The sequence below is a fragment of the Streptomyces liangshanensis genome (assembly GCF_011694815.1).
Lineage (GTDB): Bacteria > Actinomycetota > Actinomycetes > Streptomycetales > Streptomycetaceae > Streptomyces > Streptomyces liangshanensis.
The window spans coordinates 6,780,844-6,803,806 of sequence record NZ_CP050177.1 but is presented as its reverse complement, the minus strand read 5'-3'; the positions used below and the strand labels follow the sequence as shown (position 1 = coordinate 6,803,806).

General features: G+C 71.6%; 26 protein-coding genes. 13 read left to right on the top strand and 13 right to left on the bottom strand.

Features of this window, described 5'->3' with window-relative positions; translation table 11 throughout:
- The first annotated feature begins 19 nt into the window (after window positions 1–19).
- A complete protein-coding gene (lnt, locus tag HA039_RS29570) occupies window positions 20–1,627 on the top strand; it encodes an apolipoprotein N-acyltransferase (RefSeq protein ID WP_167034455.1) in 1,608 nt (535 codons plus the stop codon).
- Here the strand turns inward: lnt and HA039_RS29565 are convergent.
- The gene (locus HA039_RS29565; RefSeq protein ID WP_208298849.1) at window positions 1,551–2,456 is read right to left on the bottom strand and encodes a Gfo/Idh/MocA family protein; all 906 of its coding nucleotides are present in this window, start codon (window positions 2,454–2,456) and stop codon (window positions 1,551–1,553) included. The genes lnt and HA039_RS29565 overlap by 77 nt on opposite strands.
- Before the next feature lie 125 nt (window positions 2,457–2,581).
- On the opposite strand from HA039_RS29565, the gene HA039_RS29560 reads away from it, so the two are divergent.
- Both HA039_RS29560 and HA039_RS29555 read left to right on the top strand, forming a co-directional pair.
- On the top strand, window positions 2,582–3,100 hold the full coding sequence (locus HA039_RS29560) for a DinB family protein (RefSeq protein WP_167034451.1): 519 nt from the start codon (window positions 2,582–2,584) through the stop codon (window positions 3,098–3,100).
- A 199-nt stretch (window positions 3,101–3,299) separates the two neighbouring features.
- Window positions 3,300–3,737 (top strand): hypothetical protein, encoded by a 438-nt coding sequence (locus HA039_RS29555; RefSeq protein ID WP_167034449.1) that lies wholly within the window; start codon window positions 3,300–3,302, stop codon window positions 3,735–3,737.
- On the opposite strand, the gene HA039_RS29550 is transcribed toward HA039_RS29555, so the two are convergent.
- The 9 genes from HA039_RS29550 to HA039_RS29510 form a co-directional block, all read right to left on the bottom strand.
- Window positions 3,725–4,243 carry a hypothetical protein gene (locus tag HA039_RS29550; RefSeq protein WP_167034447.1) on the bottom strand — a complete coding sequence of 173 codons (519 nt, stop codon included), beginning with the start codon at window positions 4,241–4,243 and terminating at the stop codon, window positions 3,725–3,727. The genes HA039_RS29555 and HA039_RS29550 overlap by 13 nt on opposite strands.
- A 105-nt stretch (window positions 4,244–4,348) precedes the next feature.
- Complete coding sequence (locus HA039_RS29545) at window positions 4,349–5,032, bottom strand: uracil-DNA glycosylase (RefSeq protein WP_167034445.1); 684 nt, start codon at window positions 5,030–5,032, stop codon at window positions 4,349–4,351.
- 65 nt (window positions 5,033–5,097) lie between these two features.
- Complete coding sequence (locus tag HA039_RS29540) at window positions 5,098–6,681, bottom strand: ABC transporter substrate-binding protein (protein ID WP_167037793.1); 1,584 nt, start codon at window positions 6,679–6,681, stop codon at window positions 5,098–5,100.
- A 108-nt stretch (window positions 6,682–6,789) separates the two neighbouring features.
- Complete coding sequence (locus tag HA039_RS29535; protein ID WP_167034443.1) at window positions 6,790–7,596, bottom strand: SDR family oxidoreductase; 807 nt, start codon at window positions 7,594–7,596, stop codon at window positions 6,790–6,792.
- A gap of 93 nt (window positions 7,597–7,689) precedes the next feature.
- Entirely contained in the window at window positions 7,690–8,451 is a 762-nt protein-coding gene (gene fabG / locus HA039_RS29530; RefSeq protein ID WP_167034441.1) for a 3-oxoacyl-ACP reductase FabG, read from the bottom strand.
- Window positions 8,452–8,672: 221 nt separating this feature from the next.
- A complete protein-coding gene (locus HA039_RS29525; RefSeq protein WP_167034439.1) occupies window positions 8,673–9,056 on the bottom strand; it encodes a DUF3037 domain-containing protein in 384 nt (127 codons plus the stop codon).
- Window positions 9,053–9,910: a HipA family kinase gene (locus HA039_RS29520; RefSeq protein ID WP_167034437.1), complete on the bottom strand. Its 858-nt coding sequence runs from the start codon at window positions 9,908–9,910 to the stop codon at window positions 9,053–9,055. The genes HA039_RS29525 and HA039_RS29520 overlap by 4 nt, the downstream gene beginning before the upstream one ends.
- Window positions 9,911–10,078: 168 nt before the next feature.
- Window positions 10,079–11,329 (bottom strand): S8 family peptidase, encoded by a 1,251-nt coding sequence (locus HA039_RS29515; protein WP_243869808.1) that lies wholly within the window; start codon window positions 11,327–11,329, stop codon window positions 10,079–10,081.
- Between the two features lie 158 nt (window positions 11,330–11,487).
- Window positions 11,488–11,940 carry a DUF5707 domain-containing protein gene (locus HA039_RS29510; protein ID WP_167034435.1) on the bottom strand — a complete coding sequence of 151 codons (453 nt, stop codon included), beginning with the start codon at window positions 11,938–11,940 and terminating at the stop codon, window positions 11,488–11,490.
- A 91-nt stretch (window positions 11,941–12,031) separates the two neighbouring features.
- On the opposite strand from HA039_RS29510, the gene HA039_RS29505 reads away from it, so the two are divergent.
- Both HA039_RS29505 and HA039_RS29500 read left to right on the top strand, forming a co-directional pair.
- On the top strand, window positions 12,032–12,496 hold the full coding sequence (locus HA039_RS29505) for a hypothetical protein (RefSeq protein WP_167034433.1): 465 nt from the start codon (window positions 12,032–12,034) through the stop codon (window positions 12,494–12,496).
- A 120-nt stretch (window positions 12,497–12,616) separates the two neighbouring features.
- Window positions 12,617–13,552 (top strand): sigma-70 family RNA polymerase sigma factor, encoded by a 936-nt coding sequence (locus HA039_RS29500; protein WP_167034431.1) that lies wholly within the window; start codon window positions 12,617–12,619, stop codon window positions 13,550–13,552.
- A gap of 164 nt (window positions 13,553–13,716) precedes the next feature.
- On the opposite strand, the gene HA039_RS29495 is transcribed toward HA039_RS29500, so the two are convergent.
- Genes HA039_RS29495 through HA039_RS29485 form a run of 3 tightly spaced genes read right to left on the bottom strand, consistent with a single transcriptional unit; the run spans window position 13,717 to window position 16,309 of the window.
- The gene (locus tag HA039_RS29495; RefSeq protein WP_167034429.1) at window positions 13,717–15,048 is read right to left on the bottom strand and encodes an ABC transporter permease; all 1,332 of its coding nucleotides are present in this window, start codon (window positions 15,046–15,048) and stop codon (window positions 13,717–13,719) included.
- On the bottom strand, window positions 15,045–15,779 hold the full coding sequence (locus HA039_RS29490; protein ID WP_167034427.1) for an ABC transporter ATP-binding protein: 735 nt from the start codon (window positions 15,777–15,779) through the stop codon (window positions 15,045–15,047). Before HA039_RS29490 ends, HA039_RS29495 begins: the two co-directional genes overlap by 4 nt.
- A complete protein-coding gene (locus tag HA039_RS29485; protein ID WP_167034425.1) occupies window positions 15,776–16,309 on the bottom strand; it encodes a PadR family transcriptional regulator in 534 nt (177 codons plus the stop codon). The genes HA039_RS29490 and HA039_RS29485 overlap by 4 nt, the downstream gene beginning before the upstream one ends.
- 89 nt (window positions 16,310–16,398) lie before the next feature.
- Between HA039_RS29485 and HA039_RS29480 the strand changes: the two genes are divergently transcribed.
- From HA039_RS29480 to HA039_RS29445, 8 genes are all read left to right on the top strand, one after another.
- Complete coding sequence (locus HA039_RS29480) at window positions 16,399–17,421, top strand: ABC transporter substrate-binding protein (protein WP_167034423.1); 1,023 nt, start codon at window positions 16,399–16,401, stop codon at window positions 17,419–17,421.
- Window positions 17,418–18,179 (top strand): class I SAM-dependent methyltransferase, encoded by a 762-nt coding sequence (locus tag HA039_RS29475; RefSeq protein WP_167034421.1) that lies wholly within the window; start codon window positions 17,418–17,420, stop codon window positions 18,177–18,179. The genes HA039_RS29480 and HA039_RS29475 overlap by 4 nt, the downstream gene beginning before the upstream one ends.
- 89 nt (window positions 18,180–18,268) lie before the next feature.
- A complete protein-coding gene (locus HA039_RS29470; RefSeq protein WP_208298729.1) occupies window positions 18,269–19,306 on the top strand; it encodes a FecCD family ABC transporter permease in 1,038 nt (345 codons plus the stop codon).
- Entirely contained in the window at window positions 19,303–20,127 is an 825-nt protein-coding gene (locus HA039_RS29465) for an ABC transporter ATP-binding protein (RefSeq protein ID WP_243869806.1), read from the top strand. The genes HA039_RS29470 and HA039_RS29465 overlap by 4 nt, the downstream gene beginning before the upstream one ends.
- 96 nt (window positions 20,128–20,223) lie before the next feature.
- A complete protein-coding gene (locus tag HA039_RS29460) occupies window positions 20,224–20,598 on the top strand; it encodes a hypothetical protein (protein ID WP_167034417.1) in 375 nt (124 codons plus the stop codon).
- A gap of 213 nt (window positions 20,599–20,811) precedes the next feature.
- Complete coding sequence (locus HA039_RS29455) at window positions 20,812–21,468, top strand: hypothetical protein (RefSeq protein ID WP_167034415.1); 657 nt, start codon at window positions 20,812–20,814, stop codon at window positions 21,466–21,468.
- Between the two features lie 149 nt (window positions 21,469–21,617).
- Window positions 21,618–22,475 carry an STAS domain-containing protein gene (locus HA039_RS29450; protein WP_243869802.1) on the top strand — a complete coding sequence of 286 codons (858 nt, stop codon included), beginning with the start codon at window positions 21,618–21,620 and terminating at the stop codon, window positions 22,473–22,475.
- Window positions 22,472–22,954 carry an STAS domain-containing protein gene (locus HA039_RS29445; RefSeq protein ID WP_167034411.1) on the top strand — a complete coding sequence of 161 codons (483 nt, stop codon included), beginning with the start codon at window positions 22,472–22,474 and terminating at the stop codon, window positions 22,952–22,954. Before HA039_RS29450 ends, HA039_RS29445 begins: the two co-directional genes overlap by 4 nt.
- Window positions 22,955–22,963 lie beyond the last annotated feature (9 nt).

The following is a 22,963-nucleotide window of genomic DNA, read 5'->3' as shown; positions in this document are numbered from 1 at the left end:
CAGGACGAGGAGGCACGGTATGCAGGCCCTGGCCGTCAGGCGCGCGGTGACCGCCCCGCGCATGACCTCACCCTGGTGGCGTGGCGCGGCTGCCGTCGTGGCGGGTGCGCTGCCCGCCCTGGCCTTTCCGGCTCCCTCACTCTGGTGGCTCGCGTACGGGGCGTTGGTGCCCTGGATGCTGCTGGTCCGGAGTGCGCCCACGGCGCGGCGCGCGGCGGTGGACGGCTGGTTGGGCGGCCTCGGTTTCATGCTGTTCGTGCACCACTGGCTGATGCCCAGTCTCAATGTGTTCATCGTGATAGTGGCCGCGCTGCTCGGGCTGTTGTGGGCACCGTGGGGGCTGCTGGTGCGTTCGATGCTCGGCGGGGTGCCGTCCGCCGGGCGGGCGGTGGCCGCTGTGGTCGTGGTGCCTTCGGGGTGGCTGATGGTCGAACTGGTCAGGTCCTGGGAAGGACTCGGCGGCCCCTGGGGGTTGCTCGGGGCCAGCCAGTGGGAGGTCGCGCCGGTGCTGCGACTCGCTTCGGTGGGCGGTGTGTGGCTGGTGAGCCTCCTCGTGGTCGCGGTGAACACCGCGCTCACGTTGCTGATCGCGGTGGCCGCCGCCCGGACGGTGGCGGCGGTGGGACTTGTGGTGTGCGCGCTGGTCCTGGGCAGTGCCTGGACGTGGGCGCCGAGGCCTGAGCGGTCGGGGCAGGCGAGGGTCGCGGTGGTCCAGCCAGGGATCATCTCGGGCCCCGGTTCCCTGGAGCGGCGGTTCACCCGCAACGAGGCCCTCACGCGGACGCTCGCCGGCCAGGACCTGGACCTGGTCGTGTGGGGGGAGAGCGGTATCGGCGCCGATCTGGGCCGGCGTCCCGATCTGGTGGCGAGGCTGGCCGCGCTCTCCCGCACGGTCCGGGCCGATCTGCTGGTCAACGTCGACGCCCGTATCAGGGCGGAGGGCGCCGGGATCTTCAAGCGGAGTTTCCTGATCGGGCCGAAGGGGCCGACGGGTGACACCTACGACAAGATGCGACTGGTGCCGTTCGGCGAGTACATCCCCGCCCGTTCCGCGCTGGGGTGGGCGACGTCGGTGGGCAAGGCCGCCGGCGAGGACCGGGTGAGGGGGACGCACCAGGTGGTCATGACGCTGCCGCCAGGGCCGTCGGGAGACGGGCTGCGGTTCGGTCCTCTGATCTGCTTCGAGACGGCGTTCCCCGACATGAGCAGGCGCCTGGTGCGGGACGGGGCCCAGCTGCTCGTGGGCCAGTCGTCCACCTCCTCGTTCCAGGGGAGTTGGGCTCCGGAGCAGCACGCCTCGCTCGCGGCGCTGAGGGCCGCCGAGACGGGCCGGCCGATGGTGCACGCCACGCTCACGGGTGTGAGCGCGGTGTTCGGACCGGAGGGCGAGCGCATCGGGGAGTCGATCGGTACGGAGCGCAGCGCCGCAGCGGTCTTCGGCGTCCCGCTGGCCCGTGGCACCACGCCGTACGTGCGGTTCGGCGACTGGGCGGTGTACGCGGCAATCGGTGTTCTTGTGGCGCTGGGACTGGTGCGGGGCGGGCGTCGGCTCAGGCGGCCTGCTCCAGCACCTGCCGTACCACTCGCTCGCACAGCTCATGACTCAGCAGAGCGTCCCGCGCGCTGAGGGTCCTGCCCTCCCGGACGGCGTCGAGGAACGTCAGGACACACTGCTCGATGCCCCGCTGGCGGGGCACCGGCACCCAGTCGCCGCGCCGCCGGACGCTCGGCTGGCCCTTGTGGTCGATGATCGTGGCGAGATCGTGGACGGCCCGCTTGGTGTCCTGTCCCGACACCTCGAGGATCTCCTCGGTGGAGCCGTTCAGCCGGTTCATCATCCCGATGGCGGTGAAGCCGTCACCGGAGAGCTGGAGCACGACGTGGTGCAGCAGTCCGTCACGCATCCGGGCCCGTACATCGGTGTGCTCGACAGGTCCTGGAACCAGGAAGCGAAGGGTGTCCACCACATGGATGAAGTCGTCCAGAACGAAGGTCCGGGGGTCCTCGGGCAGGCCGACACGGTTCTTCTGGAGGAGGATCAGGTCACGCGGGTGCTCCAGGAGCTGGGCGTAGCCGGGGGCGAAGCGCCGGTTGAAACCGACGGCGAGGCTGACTCCGCGCGTTTCGGCGAGCTCCACGATCCGCTGCGAGTCGGCGAGTTCGTAGGCGATCGGTTTGTCGACGTAGGTCGGCACTCCCGCGTCCAGCAGCCGGGTGGTGATCTCGGCGTGGGCGGCGGTCGGTGCGTGGACGAACGCGGCGTCGAGGCCCTGGGCGAGCAGCGCGTCGAGGTCGGTGTGGCAGTGCGCCGCGGGGATGCGATAGGTCTCCGCCGTCCTCGCCAGGGTGGCGGGGGTGCGGGTCTGGAGGTGCGGTTCGACCCCGGGCAGGGTGGTCAGCACCGGCAGGTACGCCTTCTGCGCGATGTCTCCGAGCCCGATGCAGCCGACCTTCACGAGTACCTCCCGGTGCCTCTTGGGCACGCTTTCGACCATTGATCCGCTCTCCGCGCAGCATACGGGTGCCGCCGCCCCGGATAACCCGTGGCCGTGGGAGCGGGCAGTACGTGAGGATGACCGCCATGACCACATCACCACGCTCAGAACCCTCCACCGTCGCCGGCGAGCGAGAGATGCTCGAAGGCTGGCTGGACTATCACCGCGCCACCCTCGCCTCCAAATGTGAGGGGCTCGACGACGCGCAACTGCGCCAGCTCTCGGTGGCCCCTTCGGAGCTGAGTCTGCTCGGGCTCGTCCGGCACATGGCCGAGGTCGAACGCGGCTGGTTCCGCAACACCATCGCCGACGAGAAGGCGGATGGGATCTTCTTCGACGACGCCGACCCGGACGGAGACTTCCATACCGGTGAGAACGACACGTACGCCGAGGCGTACGCCGTCTGGCAGGCGGAGATCGCCCACGCCCGCGAGGTGGCCGCGCCGGCCGGGCTCGACGACCACGGTGCCGGCCGGGTGAGCCGGCACACGGGTGAGCCGTACAACCTCCGGTGGGTCTACACCCACATGATCGAGGAGTACGCCCGGCACAACGGCCACGCCGACCTCATCCGGGAGCGGATCGACGGCGCGACGGGCGAATGACCCCGGGCGCGCCCGCTCAGGCGCCGCCGCGCCGCTGAGCTACCGCGCCGGCGGGCTAGCCGGCTACGAGGCCGTTGGCGCCTGGTGGGCAACAGGCGTCCGGCTCTCACCCGTACGGGCCAATCTTCGCGCGTGCGCTCGCTCAACGGCCCCGCCGACCAGCAGAGTTGCGCGGGTGTACCGAACGAGAAGCGCGGCGATGTTCATGATGGGAATGGCGGTCACGACCGTCTCCGGATGTGTGGCGGTGGATCCGGGAACGGCGACCGTACCGCGCCCGGAGACGCGCACGCCGGCGGCGCGGCCCGAGGTGGAGCCGCAGATCGTCCAGGCTCCGGCACGGGAGGCGCTGGACGCGGTCCTTCCCGTACCGGAGCGGAAGCCGGCCCCCGCTACCCCGCCCGACACCGGCCGGACGGGGCGCGCCCAGCCGGACACCCGGTCCGTCCACCGTCCGAAGGCCCCGCCCGCCAAGCCGAAGCCGAAGCCCCGCGAGCAGCCGGAGGAGCGCCGGCGGACCCTGCCCACCGGTACCCCGCACCTCATCAGGAACGTGTGCGCCCTCGGCGAGACGTACGGAAGCTGGTCCGAGGACAGTCCGCAGGCGCGGATCTGCCGCGACGCCTACGGGTACTGACCGAGCAGCCGCTCCAGGCGGTCGATGCCGGCCCGTACCCCGTTGCCGTACCCGTCGGCTCCCGAGTCGCCCAGGACGTCGGCGGCGGTGCGTGCCCGGTCCAGGTGGAGCCGGGCCGCCTCGGGGCGTTGCAGTTTGAGGTAGTCGGCGGCGAGGTTCAGATGCAGCGTGGGGTAGAACGCACGCATCTCCGGGGAGGTCCCCCGCGCCTCCCCCGGCGCGGAAGCGGAAGGGGCCCGCCGGTCCGACTCCTCGGCGCCCTGTCCGTCGGCGGCGGTGAGGGCGCGCAGGTCCCAGGCGAGTTCGTCGCCGGCGTCGTCCTGGGTGTCGGCCATGTAGTGCGCCAGGGTGCAGCGCTGGAGCGCGTCGCCCGTCTCGCCGATCTCCGCCCAGAGGGCGCCGAAGCGGTTGCGGGCCTCCTCCCGGTCTCCGCCGTGGAGCAGCATGACCGCCTGCCCGATCCTGGTCATGAAGGTGTCCCCCGACGCCTCCCGCTGCTCCGTCACGATCGCCTCCGCTGCCCGTCCGAGAATGCCGACGAACCCGACGCTAACCCCCATGACGGACAATCGCCCTCAGGCTCGGGCGCGAAGCCCGAGCCTGTCCGCAGGTCAGCCGAGGTCGGGGATGCGCCAGTCGATGGGGTCGTGCCCCTGGGCGGCGATCGCCTCGTTGATCTGGGTGAAGGGACGGGAGCCGAAGAACTTCTTCGCCGACAGCGGGGACGGGTGGGCCCCCTTCACCACCACGTGCCGCTCCTCGTCGATGAGCGGCAGCTTCTTCTGCGCGTACGCCCCCCAGAGGACGAAGACCGCCGGGTCGGGACGCTCGGCCACGGCGCGGATCACCGCGTCGGTCACCTTCTCCCAGCCCTTCCCCTTGTGGGAGTTGGGCTCGGCCTCGCGGACGGTCAGCACCGCGTTGAGCAGCAGGACACCCTGCTCGGCCCACGGCATCAGATAACCGTTGTCCGGCACGGGGTGGCCGAGCTCCTCCTTCATCTCCTTGTAGATGTTCCGCAGGGAGGGCGGGGTCTTGACCCCGGGGCGCACGGAGAAGCACAGGCCGTGGCCTTGGCCCGCGCCGTGGTACGGATCCTGGCCCAGGACGAGCACCTTCACCTTGTCGTACGGAGTGGCGTCCAGGGCGGCGAAGACCTCGTCACGCGGAGGGTAGACCGGCCCCTTCTCCCGCTCCTCCTCGACGAACTCGACGAGCTCCTTGAAGTAGGGCTTCTGCAGCTCGTCGCCGAGGACGCCGCGCCAGGACTCGGGCAGCATGTCGGTGTCGGTCACGTCAACAACCTCCGGTAAGGGATCACTTGTGGCACCGAACCTACCGGTGACCACTGACAACGGCCCTACCAGCTCGCTTTGCGGTTCAGCTCCCACATCTGCATGACCGTCTGGGGATCGAGCGCCCGCTCCCCGCCCCCGATGTCCTCGCCCGCCGCGACGTACAACTTCCCCTGCCACAGCGGCAGCAGCCGCACGTCCTCGACGAAGATCTCCTGCGCGCGCTCGAACTGCCGCGTGACCGCGCCCCGGTCGCTCACCTTCCGCGACTGCGGCAGCAGCTCCTGGGTGATCTCGTCGCTCTCGTACGGAGTGCTCAGCGCGTTGTTCTTCCCCACGAAGGGGGCGATGAAGTTGTCGGGGTCGGGGAAGTCGGGGAACCAGCCACGACCGAAGGCCGGGTACCGCCCCTTCGTGTAGCCCGCCTGGAAGTCCTTCCAGGGCTTGCCGTGCAAGGTGACCTCGAACAGCCCGGACGCCTCCAGCTGCCGCTTGATCTCCTTGAACTCCGCCGCCGTGCCGGAGCCGTAGCGGTCCGTCGTGTACCAGAGCGTCAGCGGCACCGGCTCGGTGATGCCCTCCGCCAGCAGGAGCGCCCGCGCCTTCGCGGTGTCCGGTTCGCCGAACTGGTCGAAGAAGCTGGTCGCGTGGCTGGCGATGCCCTTGGGCACCATCGAGTACAGCGGCTCCGCCGTGCCCTGGTACACCTTGGCGACCAGGGCGTCACGGTTCACGACCTGCGCGATCGCCTTGCGTACCGCGAGCTGCCCCACGGCCGGGTCGGTGGGGTTGAACACCAGGTAGCGGATGTCCGCGCCGACCGTCTCGACCAGCTGGAGATCCTCGTTCTCGGGCTTCTTCTGTTCGAGTTCGACCACGTCCTCGGAGGTGAGCCCCCGGTAGATGACGTCGATCTTCCGCTTCTTCAGGGCGTCGAACAGGACGGCCGAGTCCTTGAAGTACTGGATGGTGACGCCCTTGTTGCGGCGGTCCGCGAACCCCTTGTACGAGGAGTTCTGCACCAGGTCCGCCTTCGACCCCGGGGTGTACGAGGTGAGCGCGTACGGCCCCGAGCCGCTGACCTTGCCGTCCTCCCGCAGTTTGTCGGCGGGGTACTCGGCGGGGTCGACGATGGACATCGCGGGAGTGGCGAGAATGAACGGGAACGTCGCGTCCGGCTTCTTCAGCCGGAAGGTCACGACGTTGTCGCCGGTCGTCTCGACCCTGTCGAGCGACTCCAGCAGACCCGCCGGACCCCCTTGTACGTTGATCGCGCGAATGCGGTCGAAGGAGTGCTTGACGGCCTTCGCGTCGAGTTTGTAGCCGTTGGAGAACGTCAGGCCTTCCCGCAGTGTGCACCGGAAGACCCGGTTGGCGTTCGGGTCGGCGAAGGCGCAGTTCCGCGCCGCGTCGGGCTGGGGGTACGAGCTGTTGGTGGGGAAGCTCAGCAGTGTCTGGAAGACGTTGCGGAACAGTTCCCACGAGTTGTCCCACGACGCCGCGGGATCGAGCGTGCTCGGCTCGCTCGTCGTACCGACGGTTATTCGCCGGCCGTCCTCACCGTTCTCGTCCGGGAGCAATCCGCATCCCGTGAGCAGGGACAGGGACGCGAGGGCCGAGGCAGCCTGTCTACCGGTCCGGTTGAACACCGCGCACACTCCTAGTTCAGCCATGGATCGGCAGACCATACCGCAATGCCCCATCCGGTCAACATGTTGATCAGATGGGGCAGTTGGGCAGTTCTGCGGCACCGCGTGTCAGCTGACTCCGGCGTTCAGGAAGATGCCCCCGTCAACCACCAGGGTCTGGCCGGTGATCCAGTCCGACTGGTCCGAGGTGAGGAAGGCGGCGGCCCCGCCGATGTCCTCGGGCACACCGAGCCGGCCGAGCGGGTACGAGGCGGCGGCCTCGGCCTCGCGCCCCTCGTACAGTGCCTGCGCGAAGCGCGTCTTGACCACCGCGGGCGCGATCGCGTTGACCCGCACCACTGGCGCGAACTCGTGGGCCAGCTGGAGTGTCAGGTTGACCATGGCGGCCTTGCTCATGCCGTACGCGCCGATGAAGGGGGACGCGGAGATACCGGCGAGCGACGCGATGTTCACGATCGCGCCGCCGTTCGCCTTCTGCCAGAACTTCCAGGTCAGTTGGGCGAAGCCGAGTGCCGAGACGACGTTGGTCTCGAAGACCTTGCGGGCGACGTTCAGGTCCAGGTCGGCCATCGGGCCGAACACCGGGTTGGTACCTGCGTTGTTGACGAGGAAGTCGATACGGCCGAAGGCCTCCATCGCGCGCTCGACGGCGATCACCTGGTGTGCCTCGTCGTGGGCCTTGCCCGGCACACCGATGGCGCGGTCCGCGCCGAGGCGCTCCACGGCCTCCTTGAGGGCGTCCTCGTTGCGGCCGGTGATGCACACGCGGTCGCCGCGTGCCACCAGCGCCTCGGCGACGCCGTAACCTATGCCGCGGCTCGCCCCCGTGATCAGCGCGACCTTGCCGCTGTCCCGGGGCCGGTCGCCGGGCGTCCGGTCGGCCTGTGCCTGCTCGTCCTGCGTCTGTTGTGTCATGTCCGTGATCCCTGTTCCCGAGCGTCTGCGTGCGTCAGCGTCCCCGTGCGCCTGCCGGCGTGACGGCCTACCCGTGCCTGCCGGTGTGACGGCCTAGTTGAGCGGCCCTCCGGCCACGTACAGCACCTGACCGGAGACAAAGCCCGCTTCCTCGGCGGTGAAGAAGGCGATGGCGTTCGCGATGTCGTCCGGGGTCCCGACGCGCTGGACCGGGATCTGGGTGGCGGCGGCGGCCTGGAAGTCGTCGAAGTCCATGCCGACCCGGGCGGCGGTCTGCGCCGTCATCTCGGTGACGATGAAGCCGGGAGCAACGGCGTTGGCGGTGATGCCGAACTTGCCCAGTTCCTTGGCGAGGGTCTTGGTGAAGCCCTGGAGCCCGGCCTTGACCGCGGCGTAGTTGGCCTGGCCGCGGTTGCCCAGCGCGGAGCTGGAGGAGAGGCTGACGATACGGCCGAAGCCCGCGTCCACCATGTGCTTCTGGCAGGCCTTCGCCATCAGGAAGGCGCCCTTGAGGTGCACGTTCACCACGGTGTCCCAGTCGGACTCGCTCATCTTGAAGAGCAGGTTGTCCCGCAGGACGCCGGCGTTGTTGACGAGGATCGTCGGGGCGCCCAGCTCGGCGGCGACGCGGGTGACGGCCGCCTCGACCTGCGCGCTGTCGGACACGTCGCAGCCGACGGCGAGCGCGGTGCCGCCCGCCGAAGTGATCTTCTCGACGGTGTCCTTGCAGGCCGCCTCGTCCAGGTCGAGTACGGCGACGGCACGGCCCTCGGCCGCCAGTCGTACGGCGGTGGCGGCGCCGATGCCCCGTGCCGCCCCGGTCACGACCGCGACGCGCTGCTCAGTGGTGGACATGCATGTTCTCCTCGCCCTAGGGACCCGCCGAATCTCGGTCGCCGGCCTCGATCACCGGCCCCGATCACTGAGCAACCGCTTAGTAGCTTCAGCAGACGAGACGCTAGAAGCAGCGGCACTCGGTGTCAACGCCCGACGCCGCCGACCGTCCGATCGGCCGAGAACGATCGGCGGTCAGCGGTCAGCGGTCAGCGGTCAGCGGTCAGCGACGATCGCGACGGTCAGCGGACCAGCAGGTCGAGCAGACGCGCCGTCTCCGCCTCGGGATCGGCCGTCAGGCCGGTGTGCACCGGCCCGGGCTGTACGACGGTCGAGCGCGGCGCGATCAGCCAGCGGAAGCGCCGCCCGGCGTCGTCCCCGGCCGCCTGCCCCGCCCCCGTACCGCCGCCGCAGACGCTCTCGACGGCACGCAGGGCCGCCCGTACCCCCACCACGTCGGCACCGGGGTCGAGGGCCTTCAGCTTGGCCTCGTCGAGGTGGGTCCTGGCGGCGACGTACGACGCGGCCCGGCAGTAGACGAGCACCCCGGCGTTGAAGCACTCGCCGCGCTCCATGCGCGGGACGACGCGCAGCAACGCGTACTCGTAGACGTCCCTCTTGCTCACTTGACGCCATCCTTGTCGTTCGTGCTCTTCGCCCGGTCGGGCCGGGGGGTCAGCCGGTCGGCGAGCCAGCCCGGCGCCTGGGAGGGCCGGGTCCTGGCGGGCGCGTCGAAGACGATGCGTTCGTGGATGCTCGCGGCGCGCGCGAGCAGCGGCTCCGCGTAGGCGCGGCGCAGCGCGTCGGTGGTGTCGAAGCCGGGCTCGCCGGCCAGCCACTCGTCGGGGACGTCGGCGACGACCGCGGCGAGCAACTCCTCGGTGACCAGCGGGGCCAGGGCGGCGGCGGCCGACGCGATGTCGGGCGCGAAGGCCGCGAGGGCGTGGTCGGAGGCGTTGTACGGCTTGGCCGCGGAGGCCTGGGCGGTGGGCCAGTTGTGGTGCCAGATCATGGTGGCGCCGTGGTCGATCAGCCACAGGTCCCCGTGCCAGACGAGCAGGTTCGGGTTGCGCCAGGACCGGTCCACGTTGTTGATCAGCGCGTCGAACCAGACGACGCGCCCCGCCTCCGCCGCGTCCACCTCGTACGCGAGCGGGTCGAAGCCGATCGACCCGGGCAGGTAGTCCATGCCGAGGTTGAGGCCGCCGCTGGCCTTGAGCAGGTCCTGCACTTCCTCGTCCGGCTCGGAGAGTCCGATGACGGGATCGAGCTGGATGGTGACGAGTTCCGGTACGCGCAGCCCCAGCCGGCGGGCCAGCTCACCGCAGATGACCTCGGCGACCAGGGTCTTGCGTCCCTGGCCCGCGCCGGTGAACTTCATGACGTACGTGCCGAGGTTGTCGGCCTCGACGATCCCGGGCAGCGATCCGCCCTCCCTCAGCGGGGTGACGTAGCGGGTCGCGTTGACTTCTGTGAGCATCTTTCCCAGGCCACCCGTCTCTTCAGGCTTGCGATCCGCCGTCGGTGCGTCCGTCGGTGCGTCCGTCGCTTCCGGTCCGGCCTCCGACCTCAGGCCTTCGCATGAAGTGATCATAGTAACCGAGGGTGATCGCAAGCCGGGAACGAAGGGGCGAGGGGGCGAGCGGGATTACAGGTTGTCGGTGAAGAGGAGTGCGTCGGGGCTGCCTTTGCCCAGCTTGCTCAGCACGTCCTTGGTGGAAGCGGTCTCCAGGAAGCCGGCGACCTCGGCCGGAGCGGCCGTCGGGTGCGCCTCCTTGTAGAGAACGGCGACCCCCGCCACGTGAGGGGCGGCCATGGAGGTGCCGTCCAGCGTGACGGATCCGCCGCCGAGCTTGGCGGAGAGGATGTCCTCGCCGGGGGCGTACAGGTCGACGCACGTGCCCCAGTTGGAGAAGTCGGCCTGCGCGTCCCGCCGGTCGGACGCCCCCACCGTGACCGCCTTGGGGGCGGAGGCGGGGGAGACGCCGCAGGCGTCCTTGGCGCTGTTGCCCGCCGCGAGGACGGGCAGGACGCCCCTGTCGTGGAGGGCGTTCGTGACCTGGTTGAGCGCTGTCGACTTGTCGCCACCGACGGAACCGTTGAGGACGGCGGGCTGGACGGCGTTCCTGGCGACCCAGTCCAGGCCCGCGATCACCCCGGAGTTCTCGCCCTGGCCCTCACAGTTCAGGACGCGCACGCTGACCAGGTTGGCCTTGCGGGCGACGCCGTACGTCGTGCCCCCGACGGTTCCGGCGACATGGGTGCCGTGGCCGTTGCAGTCGGCGCCCCGCCTGCCGTCTCCGACGGCGTCGAAGCCGAACGTGGCGCGCCCGCCGAACTCGCTGTGCCCGTAGTCGATGCCGGTGTCGAGAATGTACGCGTTCACCCCGGCCCCGTCGCCCGCGGTGGTGAACGTGCCGTCGAGCGGCAGCTTCCGCTGGTCGACACGGTCCAGACCCCAGGTCGACGCCGGGCCGAGGGTGGTACGGGGAGGAGCGGCGGCAGTGCGGGAAGGAAGGGCGGCGGTACGGGGCGGAACGGCGGCCGTCATGGACCCGGACGCGGAGACCTTCGCGTCCTCCTCCACCGACGTCACACCGGGGGCCTGGCGGATCAGCCTCAGCTCGATCGGGGTGAGCGGTACGGCGAAGCCGTTGAGGACCTTGCTGTAGAGGAAGTCCGGCTTCACCCCGAGCTTCCGGGCGGCCGCCGCCGGGTCGACGAGCGGGTCGAGGGTGACGATGTACTGGCCGGGCACCGGGTCGGCCGCATGGATGAGGGGCGCGGGTTCCGGCTGCCGCGCGGCGGAGACCCCGGCCGCGCCGGCGCTGTGGGGACCCGCCAGGGCGAAGGCGGCGGTGACGGCGGTCGCGAGAGCGATCTTGAGGCGAGTGTTCACAGGGCGAGGCGATCATGGGGAAACGGTCACGGCAAGAATCGTCCCCGGCAGGCCGCGCCGCGCCCCGGGTATCACCGCAATGCGCTCCCCCATCCGGCCCCTCCCCGTCGCCCTCGCCCTCCCCGGCCGGGGTCCCCGGCGGCAGGCGTGCGGCGCGGTCACCCGATGGTGAAGCCGGCCGCCTTCGTGTCCAGCGTCGTGGCCCCGTCCTTGGCGGTGACCAGAACGGCGACGTGCCAGGCACCGCGCGGCGACGTCTCCGCGTCGGCGCTGGTGACCGCCGTCGTGTACGTGCAGCGCACGGTGTCCTCGTCCAGAGACGTGCACGTGGCCGACTCGGCGGAAGCCATGTCCTTGGTGGTCAGCCCCTTCTCCGCGAAGGACGACTTCGCCGGCCAGGCCAGGACCTTCACGCCCTTGAGTCCGGAGGACGGGGAGACCTCGGTGGTGAAGGTCAGGGACCCGTCACGCGCGCCGTCGGGGGCGGCGTACCGGGCCGTGCTGTGGGCGAGTGAAGGCGCCGACTCCCCCGCGTAGGCGAGCGCGACGGCCCCGCCCCCTCCGAGAACCACGACGGCGGCGGCCAGCGACAGAACGGTACGACGGGGCATCAGAGGTTCTCCAGAATCGTCTCGGCGGGATCAAACCGGCGCTCTCGGCCGCGCCGCCTCACCGATACTCGCCTCCCGGCGCGCGCCGGGCATGAGCACTCACACTCAGGCCGACCTGAGTAGGTGGTACGCGGAGGGCGTCCCGCGCCTCTCGCAGTGGGCGGACCGGACCCTGACCGGGAATCGGGGCCGCGCCGCTGTCATGTGGCCGCCCCCTTTCCTCCCCTTCTTCATCGAGGGCATGAGAGCCTCCTCGACCGAGGAGGCGGCGGCCCGGAGACGGGAGGGCCGGACGATGGAGATCGTGGTGGTGATGGTTCTGATGGGGGTCGGCCAGGCGGTCAGGAAGCTGGTCAAGAGCGTGACCGATCGTCACCGGGCCGAGGCGGAGGCCACCGTGATCGTTGCCCAGGGCTGGGCGGACGGGGTCCGGACCACGGCTCAGGCGGAAGTGATACGGGCCAGGTCCGGCGAGACCCGGCGCGCTGGTGAGGCCGCGGCCGAGGATCTCGTAACACCCCGTATCAAGGGCAAGGGCGCCCGCTCTTCCCGGTGAGGGAGACCGGGCCGTTCCCGATCCGCGGGACGGCCCGGGGCCTCGGACGGGAACCGGCGGGAGCCCGGTCGCGGTGGGTAAGGAGTAGTGGGGGACGGGAAAGCGGGGGGAGGAGAAGTGGTGGGTGAACAGGAGGGCGAGGACATCTCCCGGGGCGTGGAGGCCATGTACCGGGACAAGGGCGAGGATCTGTTGCGCGTGGCGCGCAAGCTCCTTACGGAGAAGGGGATCTCGGCGAGCAGGCTCAGTGCCGAGGATCTGGTGCAGGACGCGCTCGCGGTCCTGCTGGTCAATGTCGGCGAGAAGAGGCTGAAGGTCGAGAAGCTCGACGGATACGTCTATGTGGTCATGCGCAACAAGGTCAGGGACGAGGCCCGGCGACGCGGTACGGCCGACCCGGTGGACCTGACGGCCTATCAGGTCGAGAGCCGGATGCGTCCGTTGCACGTCTCCGAGGTGACCGAGGACGTGGACGCCCGGCTCGACGTGCGGGCCGCCCTCGACGGACTGTCGCCGCAGCAGAGGCGGCTGGTCATGCTGGCCAAGGGCTTCGAGTACACGCACGCCGAACTCGCCGAGCTCACCAGCCTGAGCACCGGGACCGTGTCGCGCCACGTGTCCCGGGCGGTTCAGGTCCTCACCGGCACCCTCGGCACCGTACTGACCGCGCTCGGCGTCGCGTTCTCCCCCACGCTCGCCAGCGGTGTCGTGCGGGAACTCGTCGATGCCGCCAGTGACGGCGGTTCCCTGGACGCGGTGTCACCCGGGGACTTCGTGAGCATCGCGACGATCCTCCTGGCGGCGGCCACCGCGTTCATCCTGAGAAACGTCGTTCCGCCTCGGCGCCGGCGGGTGTTGCGCGAGGAACAGGTCCGCAGGGAGGCGACGCTCGTTTCGAGTGAGCTGGAGAGGGAGCTGGGACGGCGTCCCACCGTCGCCGAGATCTCGGAGGCGCTGGACGTTCCCGAGGAGTGGGTCCTCGGGGCTCTCGACCCCCTTGAGGAACCCGGGGTGCCGCTCTCTCCGCGCCCGCAGGGCGGTTACGGCACCCGTTAGCGGCCCGGCCGCCGCACTTCCGAGGAATCTTGGGCGAGGTGTCATGCGATCGACCGGCTGGCTCCCCTTACCTGTTGAGGGGTCTCGCTTCCGCGCGGAGCCGCGCCCGTTGCGAGACGTGCGGCGGCCCCGACCGGCGGCGAAGCCGGTGGGGCCGCCGCCCGTCAGGGCTGCCTCAGCTCGGTGGCCCGGGTCGAGCGGTGCAGGAGGGGCAGTGAGGTGGCCGCGGCCAGCAGGCAGGCGCCGAGTGTCAGGGGCGGGACGACCAGGGCCGTGTACGGCACGGTGAGTTCGTTCCCGACGAGCGTCGCGTACCAGACGCCGATGGCAAGCCCACCGGCGCCCGCGAGCAGGAGGGCCGGTGCGAGCGGCAGGGCGGTCTCCAGGAGCACCGCGCGGCTGAGAACCTTCCGCGGCACGCCCGCGGCGACCTGCTGGGCGAGTGCCCGGCGCCTGGCGGCCACGGATTCGGCGGCGCTCACGGCGACCGAGACGAGGACGATGAGGAGGCCGATCAGGACCGCCGCGCCCGCGAGGTCGATCCCGCCGGTGTAGAAGGCCTGGTCGGTCGCGCCGTCGCGCCTGTCGTCCAGCGCCGCGAGCAGTGCCTCTCGTACGCCCATGAAGCCGGTGCCCGCCACCGTGACCAGCAGGACGGCCGCGTGGGTGCGCGCCGCCGCCCAGGGGTCGGCGGACAGGCGCTCGGCGGCGATGAGCAGCTCCGGGCTCTCGGCGCGCGCGGCGTACCGGCCTCCGACGATCCGGGCCGCGCCACCGCTCACTCCCACGGCCCCGGCGCCGACGAGGAGCAGCGCGCAGAACAGGACGAGGGGGATCAGCCCGGCGGAGCCGTACGCGAGGGTGAGGAAGGCGCCGGTCACCGCGACGGCGATGAGGCCCGTGCCCAGGGCGAGGGCGCGTCCCCCGCCCGGGCCGCGTGGCACGCGCCGTACCTCGCCGAGAGGTGAGGCGATCACCCGGCGCAGCGCGGCCAGGCTCACCGTCACGCCCGCGGCCGGGACGGCGACCATGACGGCGGCGACCAACCACCAGAGGCGGGCCGGGGGTCGGCCGACGCTGAGCACACATCCGACCACCGCCAGGGTGCCGACGACGGAGCCCGCCAGGCACGCCGGCCCCGACTCCAGGGCGGCGATCCGCCGTACCCGTGAGGGAGCGGCGCCCGCCAGTCGCAGCCGGGCCATCCGGCGGTCCCGGTGGACGGCGCCCAGCCGGGTGCACTGCGCGAGCAGGCCGAGACTTGGGACGAGGAGGAGCAGCAGGGCGAGCAGGACGCCGCGGCGCTCGCCCGGGTGGTTCAACAGCCCGTGGGCGACGGGAATGTACGTGTATCCGCGTACGGACGCCACGGCGGCGGCCATCCCGCCGAAGGCGGCCACACCGGCCGCGCCCACCACCGTCAGGCCGACCCGCCACCCTTCACGCCGTTCCGAACCGGTGGTGAGCAGCCACGCCAGCCGCAGGTCCGCCTTCACGCGGACACCTCCAGCACGGTCGTACGGCCGTCCGTCAGGCGGATCTCGCGGTCGGCGTACGCGGCGACCGTCGCGTCGTGCGTGACCAGGAGCACCGCCGCCCCCGACTCCCGTGCCGCCGAGGTCAGTTCGGTCATCACCTGCTCGCCCGCGAGGGAGTCCAGGGCGCCGGTCGGCTCGTCGGCGAACACCACCTTCGGACCGGTGACCAACGCGCGGGCGAGGGCGACCCGTTGTGCCTGGCCACCGCTGAGTTCACCGGGGCGCGCCTCCGCCCGGTCCAGCACCCCGAACCGCTCCAGCCATGCCCGCGCCCGCTCCTGGGCGGCGCGGCGGTCCGTCCCGCCGAGGATCAGTGGGAGGGCGACGTTGTCGAGCGCGGTGAGTTCGGGTATCAGCTGGCCGAACTGGAACACCACCGCGAACTCGGTCCTGCGCAACGCGCTGAGCCGCTCCTCCGGCGCCTGTTCGAGCTGTTCTTGACGGTGCGTCACCGATACGTCGACGTCGAGTTGACGGTACGTCACCGATCCGTGGTCGGGGCGGACGATCCCCGCCATGCAGTGCAGCAAGGTGGACTTGCCGCTGCCGCTGCGCCCGGTCAGGGCGACGATCTCGCCGGCGTCGAGCCGCGCGGACGCGCCGCTCAGGGCGACGGTGGAGCCGTAGGTCTTGCTCAGTTCCCTTGCGGCGAGGAGGGGTTGTGCCGTGACGGACGTGGTGGGGTTCACGTGGTGTCGACCTCCGCGGTCAGAGTGGTGAGCCGGTCGGCCGTGGTGGCCATCCAGCGCAGATCGGCGTCGAGGTGGGCGAGGGCGTAGTCGGCGGAGAGCACCGTGGCGAGTTCGGCGCCCGGCGCCGACTTCACCGCGGTGAGTTCCCGCATCCGCTTCATGTGGGCGGCCCGTTGCGCGGCCAGGTAGGCGGCGGGGTCCCCGTCGGACAGGATCGCGACCACGACCTTCGTGAAGATCTCGTTGGTGACGAAGGGCGCGGGTGGTGTGACGGAGCCCGCCCAGTCGGCGAGTTCGCGTCGTCCGGCGTCCGTGCGGCGGTAGGCCGTCCGCTCCGGTCCGCCGTGGGAGCCGGTCTCCTCGATCTCGGCGAGCCCGTCCCGTACCAGTCGCTGGAGCGTTGTGTAGACCTGCCCGTAGGCGAGCGGACGGGCCTGCGGGAAACGCTCGTCATGCCGGCGCTTGAGGTCGTATCCATGCGTCGGGCCGGTGGCGAGCAAGCCGAGAAGTATGTGGCGGGTGCTCATGGAGGACAGTATTCACCACGTACATGTACTGAGTGAATAGTGGAGCCCCTCGGTGCGGAGAAAGGAAAAGCGCTGGTACGTTACTGAACATGAGACCCATAACCATTAAGACCGCCGCGAGCGCGGCGGTCACCGGCGCCCTGCTGGCGGGACTGGTCGCCTGCGGCAACGACGACCGGCCGGCCGCGGCCGGAGACTCCAAGGACACCGGCGGGAAGACCGCCGCGGTACGGCTCAAGAGCTGCGGCCTCGACCTGAACGTGACGCGCCCGCCCCGGCGGGCCGTCGCCCTGGAACAGAACGCCACGGAGATCATGCTGGCGCTCGGGCTGGCGGACCGGATGGTCGGCACGAGCTACCAGACGGACCCCGTACTCCCCGAACTCGCCGACGCCTACGCGAAGGTGCCCGTCCTCGCGAAGCAGTACCCCGGCCACGAGGCGGTCCTCGCGAAGGAACCCGACTTCCTCTACTCGACCCTGTCCTCGGCGTTCGCCCCCGAGGCGGCGGGCGAGCGCGCCGGCTGGGCCTCGGCCGGGGTGCCCGCGTATCTCTCCTCGCACGACTGCGAGCAGAAGGGCCTGACCCGCAAGGACGTCACCTTCGACGCGATCTTCGGCGAGATCAACGACATCGCGACCGTCTTCGGAGTGAAGGACCGCGGTACGAAGGTCGTGGACGGCCTGCGCGCCCGGCTCGACCGCGCTGTGGCGGCCGCTCCGGGCGGTCCCGGCCGGGACATCATGTGGTACTACTCCGGCACCCGTACGCCCTACGTCGCCGGCAAGGGCGGACTGCCCTCCACGATCAGCCAACTCCTCGGCGAGAAGAACACGTTCGACGACGTGAACCAGAAGTGGTTCGCCGGCGGCTGGGAGAAGATCGCCGACCGGAACCCGGACGTCATCGTCCTCGCCGACCTCACCCGGGGCGGCGACGGGGACAGCGCCGAGGCCAAGAAGCGCTTCCTGCGCGCCGATCCCGTCGCGTCGAAGCTCGACGCCGTACGCCACAACCGGTTCGTCGTGGTGCCCGGATCCGCCGTGGACCCCTCACTCCGCAGCGTCAGCGCGGTCGAGGCGGTCAGCAAGGGACTGGGGAGCCTGCGATGACCGACCTCACCACCGGCCCGCGCGACCTGCTCGCGCGCTGGGACGACCAGCAGGCCGCCTACATCGCCCACCGGGACCAGCGCTTCACCAGCATGCTGGACGTCCTGCGGCTCCACCTCCCCGAGGAGTTCAGCGCCCTGGACCTGGCCTGTGGGCCCGGCTCGCTGGCCGACCGCCTGCTCGGCGCCTTCCCGCGCGCCACCGTCACCGCGGTGGACTACGACCCGCTGCTCCTGCACCTGGCCGGCGAGGTCCTCGCGGAGCACGGCGGGCGCGCCACGACCCTGGAGGCCGACCTCCTGCGCCCCGACTGGACCTCGGCGCTCGGCGGGCGGGCCTTCGACGCGGTGGTGACGTCGACGGCGCTGCACTGGCTGTCGCCCGGGGACCTGCTGCGCGTCTACACCGACCTGGCGGGGCTGCTGCCGCCCGGCGGGCTCCTCCTCAACGCGGACCACCTGCGCTTCGGCGAGGACGCCCCCACCCTGCGGGCCGTCTCCGCGCGGCACGACGCGGAGTGCCAGGCCGCGGCCTTCGGCCAGGGCGCCGACACCTGGGACGCGTGGTTCACGCGGGCCGCCGCCCGGCCCGGGGCCGCGCCGCTGGCGGCCGAACGGGAACGGCGGTTCGCCGACCGGCCGCCCCAGCCGCTCGCCCCGCTCCACTTCCACCTGTCCGCGCTGCGCACCGCCGGTTTCACCGAGGTCGGAACGGTGTGGCAGTACCTCGACGACTACGTCGTCCTCGCCCGGCGGTGAGCGGCGTGACGGTGGAGGCCGGCACTCCCCCGGAGGCACGGGGGACCGGGCCGGCCCGGACACCCCGGTCCGGGGAGTCGCCGGGCCGCGTGACGGACGGATCCCGCCGCCGCTCGGCGCGCCCCACGGTCGTCCTGGCCGCCGGATGTGTCCTGCTCCCGCTCTCCGTCCTCGCCGCCGTGAGCATCGGCAGCGCCGACCTCCCGCCGTACGACGTACTGCGTGTCGTCGCGGGCCACCTCGGCGCGGGACCGGCGGACACCGTGTCGCCGCTGCGCGACAGCATCGTGTGGGACCTGCGGCTGCCCCGGGTGCTGCTGGCCGCTCTGGTCGGCGCCGGACTGACCGTGTGCGGAACGGTGTTGCAGGCCCTCACCCGCAACCCCCTGGCGGATCCCTACCTGTTGGGGGTCTCGTCGGGCGCGTCGACCGGCGCCGTGGCGGTGCTGGTCCTGGGGGCCGGTTCGGGCTCCCTGGCCCTGCCCACCGGGGCGTTCGCCGGCGCGCTGACCGCGTTCGGCTGCGTGCTGGTCCTGCTCGGCCGCTCCCTGGGCGGTACGACCAAGGTGGTCCTCGCGGGCGTGATGGTCTCGCAGCTCTTCTCCGCGCTGACGAGCCTGACCGTCCTGTGGGCGGGCGACGCGGAACAGACCCGCTCGGTGACGTTCTGGCTCATGGGCTCCCTCGCGCCCGCCACCTGGACGAGTGTGACGGTGTGCGCGGGCGCGGCGGCCGCCGTGCTCCTGCTGTGCCTGGCGCGCGCGGACACACTCGACGCCTTCACCTTCGGGCGCGAGGCCGCCTCCGCGCTCGGCGTCGAGGTGCGCCGTACCGAACGTCTCCTCTACACCGGTACGGCGGTGCTGGCGGGCGCCCTCGTCTCGGCGGGCGGCGCCATCGGCTTCGTCGGCCTGCTGGTCCCGCACGCGGCACGCTTCCTCGTGGGAGCCCGCCACCGCGTGCTGCTCCCGGTGGGCGCGCTGCTCGGGGCGGCGTTCCTCGTCTGGGCGGACACGGCGGCCCGTACCCTCTTCAGCCCGCAGGAGATGCCTGTCGGTGTCCTGACGGCCCTGCTCGGCGTGCCGGCGTTCGCGGTCCTCCTGCGCAGACGGGTGGCCGCTCCGTGAGCGGGCCGGCGGCGCGCGTCGCCGCGCGGAACCTGTCGCGGAGCACCGGGAGCGGGAAGTCGGCGAGGAAGCTCGTCGACGAGGTCACGGCGGCGTTCCCCGAGGGCGGCTTCACCGGGCTGATCGGGCCGAACGGCTCCGGCAAATCGACCCTGTTGCGGCTGCTGGCCGGGCTGTACGGTCCCTCGGGCGGCCATGTCCTGCTGGACGGCGCCGACTTGGCGGACCTGCGCCGGCGCGACATCGCACGGCGTGTCGCGGTCACGGCCCAGGAGGTGGCGTCCGAGGCCGAGATGACCGTCATGGACGTCGTGCTCCTCGGCCGGCTGCCGCACCGCCGGGGGCGGGCCGCGCCGTCGCGGCACGACCTGCGGGCGGCCGGGGAGGCCATGGCACACCTGGGGGTGGAGCCGCTCGCGGAGCGGGTGTGGTCGACGCTGTCCGGGGGAGAGCGCCAGCGGGTGAACATCGCCCGCGCTCTCGCGCAGGAGCCCGCCGCGCTGCTGCTCGACGAACCCACCAACCACCTCGACATCACCCACCGGCTCGACCTGTTGGAGTTCCTGGCGCGGATCCCGGCCACCGTGGTCGCCGCGCTGCACGACCTGGACCTGGCCGCCCGCCACTGCGACCACCTGGTGCTGCTGCACGCGGGGCGCGTCGTCGCCTCCGGGACACCGGAGGAGGTCCTGACGCCACCGCACATGGAACGTGTCTTCGGCGTCCGGTCCACTCTGCGGACCGGCCCGGACGGACGCCCCGAACTCCGGCTGGACCGGGCGGGGTTGCCGACCGTCGCGGACGGTACGGGCCGAGGATGACCTGCGCCAGGTGAGCGGCCGCTCCGGCGGAACCGACCGGACGGAACTGCCCGCCCCGGCGGAACCGACCGCCCACCACCGGCGTCCGTCACTGGCATGGACAAGGATCCGGTGGACGGGACCAGAGGCACCCTGTCGAACGCCACCGGCGGCGCCGGTTGCCTTCTCGCCGGCCTCGGCGCGGCGGTCGCGCCGTCGGTGTGGGCGCCGCGGGCGGCGTTCAGCATCGACGGCGGGTTCGAGGGCCATGCCCGGGATCTGAGCGTGATCTACGTCGATCTCCCGCTGATCGCGCTGGGCGGCGCGCTGCTTCCGCTCCTGGCCTGGGGGCTGACCGTACGCCGGACCGGGCGCCCCTGGCTCGCCCTGCTCGCGGGCGTGGCCGCGCTCGCGCTCGGGATGTGGGGGCTCCTGGAGTGGTGGACCCCCCGGCAGGACCCGGACCCCGGCTACGTCGGCCCGGGTCTCTGACGCCGCCAACCTCGCGACGCCCGATACCCGACGCCCGGCGCCCGGTGCCCCCGTGGTGAACCCCGCGGCTCCGCGCGCGGGCGTACTCCCCCGGCACCGCCCCGCACCTTGCCGCTCCCGTGAACGGATGGTTCTCGCGCGGCTTCGTGTCTCTTCCCGAACCGCTTCCGTTCTCGTAATCCGAGGGTGGTCCGCGCTGCGGAGGGAGCGGATATGAACGACGAAGGGGAAACCGGCGGCGGACGCGCGGGCGGTGGACGCGGGAGACGGGAAGGCCATCCGTCCTGGTGGGAGCGGAACCCCATCGCCGCCAACGGCGTGGTGGCCGTGGTGGTCGCGATCATCGGCGTGATGGGGACCATCCTGGTCTCCGAGATGACGGCGGGCGGCGGCCGGAACGGCGGTACGGACCTGGGCCGCGACGACCGGAGGCCGCCGGGCCCGCCACCGGGCATGCCTCCCTTCGGCCCCGGCCCGCAGCCCACCGTGGACATCGACCAGGCGGACGGCTCCCGGCTCGGCCCCACCCTCCGGATCTCCGGAACGGTCAACGGATTACCCGGCTCGCACGCGCTGTGGGCCGTCGTGAGGGATCCGGCCGCCGACCGGTACTTCATTCCGGGCGACCCGTGCACGGTGGCGCGCTTCACCACGTGGAAGTGTGAAGTTCGTCCCGTAGGGCTGAACTTTCCGCCGGGCAAGACCTACTGGGTGTACGTGGCCCTGGTCGACGCCTACGGCGCGCACGCCATCGCGGGCTACGAGGACTCCGTACGCCGCGGTGGACGGAAAGCGGGGCTGGACACGCTGCCCGACCACATCCAGCTGCTGGAACACGTGGTCGCCACGGCGTCCGGCCGCTCCGGATAGGCGACGCGCGGCCCCCTCGGCGGGGTCGGCGCAAGATCGGGATCTTCCCAGGCATAACAGGGATCGTTGCGGTAAGGACAAGGAGGATCCACGGATGGCCTAGTGTTCGGGAGGCCCCTAGGTCTCCATACCAAGCAAGGATGTGCGTTGTGGCTGGTGAAAACGTTACGGGGCGTCTGGTGACCCTGCTGTCCGGTGGTGACGACAACCTCGCCGCCGGCTGGGTCGCCGAAGTCTCCGGCTCCCTCGGCGGGCGGGTCAGCCGCACCGAGGTGGAACACGAGCTGCGCGAGCTGTACGCGGCGCTGCTCTCCGCGCTCGGCAAGGGCAGCCTGGACGCGGGCGACGAGGCGTTCGGCGAGGTGCGCGCGCTGCTCACCGAGCTGTCGCGCAACAGGGCACGGCAGGGGTTCACCCCGTCCGAGACCGCCGTCAGCGTCTTCGCGCTGAAGTCCGTACTGGAGCCGGCGCTCGCCGGTGGTGACGGCGACGACCTGCGGGCGTTCCTCCAGCTGTCCCGCCTCCTGGACAGTCTCGGCCTGTTCACCATCGAGACCTACACGCAGGCGCGCGAGGAGCTGATCAGCGCCCAGGCCGAACAGCTGCTGGAGCTGTCGACGCCCGTGGTCAAGCTCTGGGACGGGGTGATCGGCGTTCCGCTGGTGGGCACCCTGGACTCGGCGCGCACGATGGTCGTGATGGAGAAGATGCTCCAGGCCCTCATCGACACCGGGTCCGAGCAGGCCATCATCGACATCACAGGTGTCCCGGCCGTGGACACCGAGGTCGCCCAGCACCTGCTGAAGACCGTGGTCGCCGCCCGGCTGATGGGCGCCGAGTGCACGATCTCCGGTATCCGGCCGCAGATCGCGCAGACCATCGTGGCCCTGGGCATCGACTTCGGCGACATCACCACCAAGGCCACCCTCGCCGACGCCCTGCGGCACGCGCTGCGCCGCTCGGGGACGACCCTGACGGCCGGTGGGAAGACCGGGCTGGGCCGATGAGCGAGCGGGTGCCGGTGCTGCGCATCGGCCAGGTCCTGCTGGTGTCCATCCAGACCGACCTGGACGACCAGGCCGTGATGCTGTTGCAGGACGATCTCGCGGCGAAGGTCGTGGAGACCGGGGCGCACGGCGTGGTGATCGACATCACCGCGGTGGAGATCGTCGACTCCTTCGTCGGCCGGATGCTGTCCACCATCGCCTCCATCTCGCGCATGCTGGACGCGGAGACCGTCGTGGTGGGCATGCGCCCGGCCGTGGCGATCACGCTGGTCGAACTGGGTCTGTCGCTGGGAGGTGTCACCACGGCACTGACCCTGGACAAGGGCCTGCGCGCGCTGGAACGCTCCCGTGCCAGGTCGCTGCCCGGCGTCGCGGGAGAGTCCGACGCCGACGGCGGGTACGGCTCGGGCGGGGGAAGCGGCCGGGACGCCGCCGAGAGCGACGACGGGGTGGCCGACCCCGACCAGATCCTCCGGTGACCGAGCACG

Bases quoted from the DNA above. Each gene is read 5' to 3' on its own strand.
- HA039_RS29475 (WP_167034421.1), top strand. From the start codon at position 17,418: ATGACCGACCTCACCACCGGCCCGCGCGACCTGCTCGCGCGCTGGGAC.
- HA039_RS29535 (WP_167034443.1), bottom strand. From the start codon at position 7,596: ATGACACAACAGACGCAGGACGAGCAGGCACAGGCCGACCGGACGCCC.
- HA039_RS29555 (WP_167034449.1), top strand. From the start codon at position 3,300: ATGTTCATGATGGGAATGGCGGTCACGACCGTCTCCGGATGTGTGGCG.
- HA039_RS29510 (WP_167034435.1), bottom strand. From the start codon at position 11,940: ATGCCCCGTCGTACCGTTCTGTCGCTGGCCGCCGCCGTCGTGGTTCTC.
- HA039_RS29480 (WP_167034423.1), top strand. From the start codon at position 16,399: ATGAGACCCATAACCATTAAGACCGCCGCGAGCGCGGCGGTCACCGGC.
- HA039_RS29505 (WP_167034433.1), top strand. From the start codon at position 12,032: ATGAGCACTCACACTCAGGCCGACCTGAGTAGGTGGTACGCGGAGGGC.
- HA039_RS29520 (WP_167034437.1), bottom strand. From the start codon at position 9,910: ATGCTCACAGAAGTCAACGCGACCCGCTACGTCACCCCGCTGAGGGAG.
- HA039_RS29460 (WP_167034417.1), top strand. From the start codon at position 20,224: ATGGACAAGGATCCGGTGGACGGGACCAGAGGCACCCTGTCGAACGCC.
- HA039_RS29455 (WP_167034415.1), top strand. From the start codon at position 20,812: ATGAACGACGAAGGGGAAACCGGCGGCGGACGCGCGGGCGGTGGACGC.
- HA039_RS29485 (WP_167034425.1), bottom strand. From the start codon at position 16,309: ATGAGCACCCGCCACATACTTCTCGGCTTGCTCGCCACCGGCCCGACG.
- HA039_RS29445 (WP_167034411.1), top strand. From the start codon at position 22,472: ATGAGCGAGCGGGTGCCGGTGCTGCGCATCGGCCAGGTCCTGCTGGTG.
- lnt (WP_167034455.1), top strand. From the start codon at position 20: ATGCAGGCCCTGGCCGTCAGGCGCGCGGTGACCGCCCCGCGCATGACC.
- HA039_RS29560 (WP_167034451.1), top strand. From the start codon at position 2,582: ATGACCACATCACCACGCTCAGAACCCTCCACCGTCGCCGGCGAGCGA.
- fabG (WP_167034441.1), bottom strand. From the start codon at position 8,451: ATGTCCACCACTGAGCAGCGCGTCGCGGTCGTGACCGGGGCGGCACGG.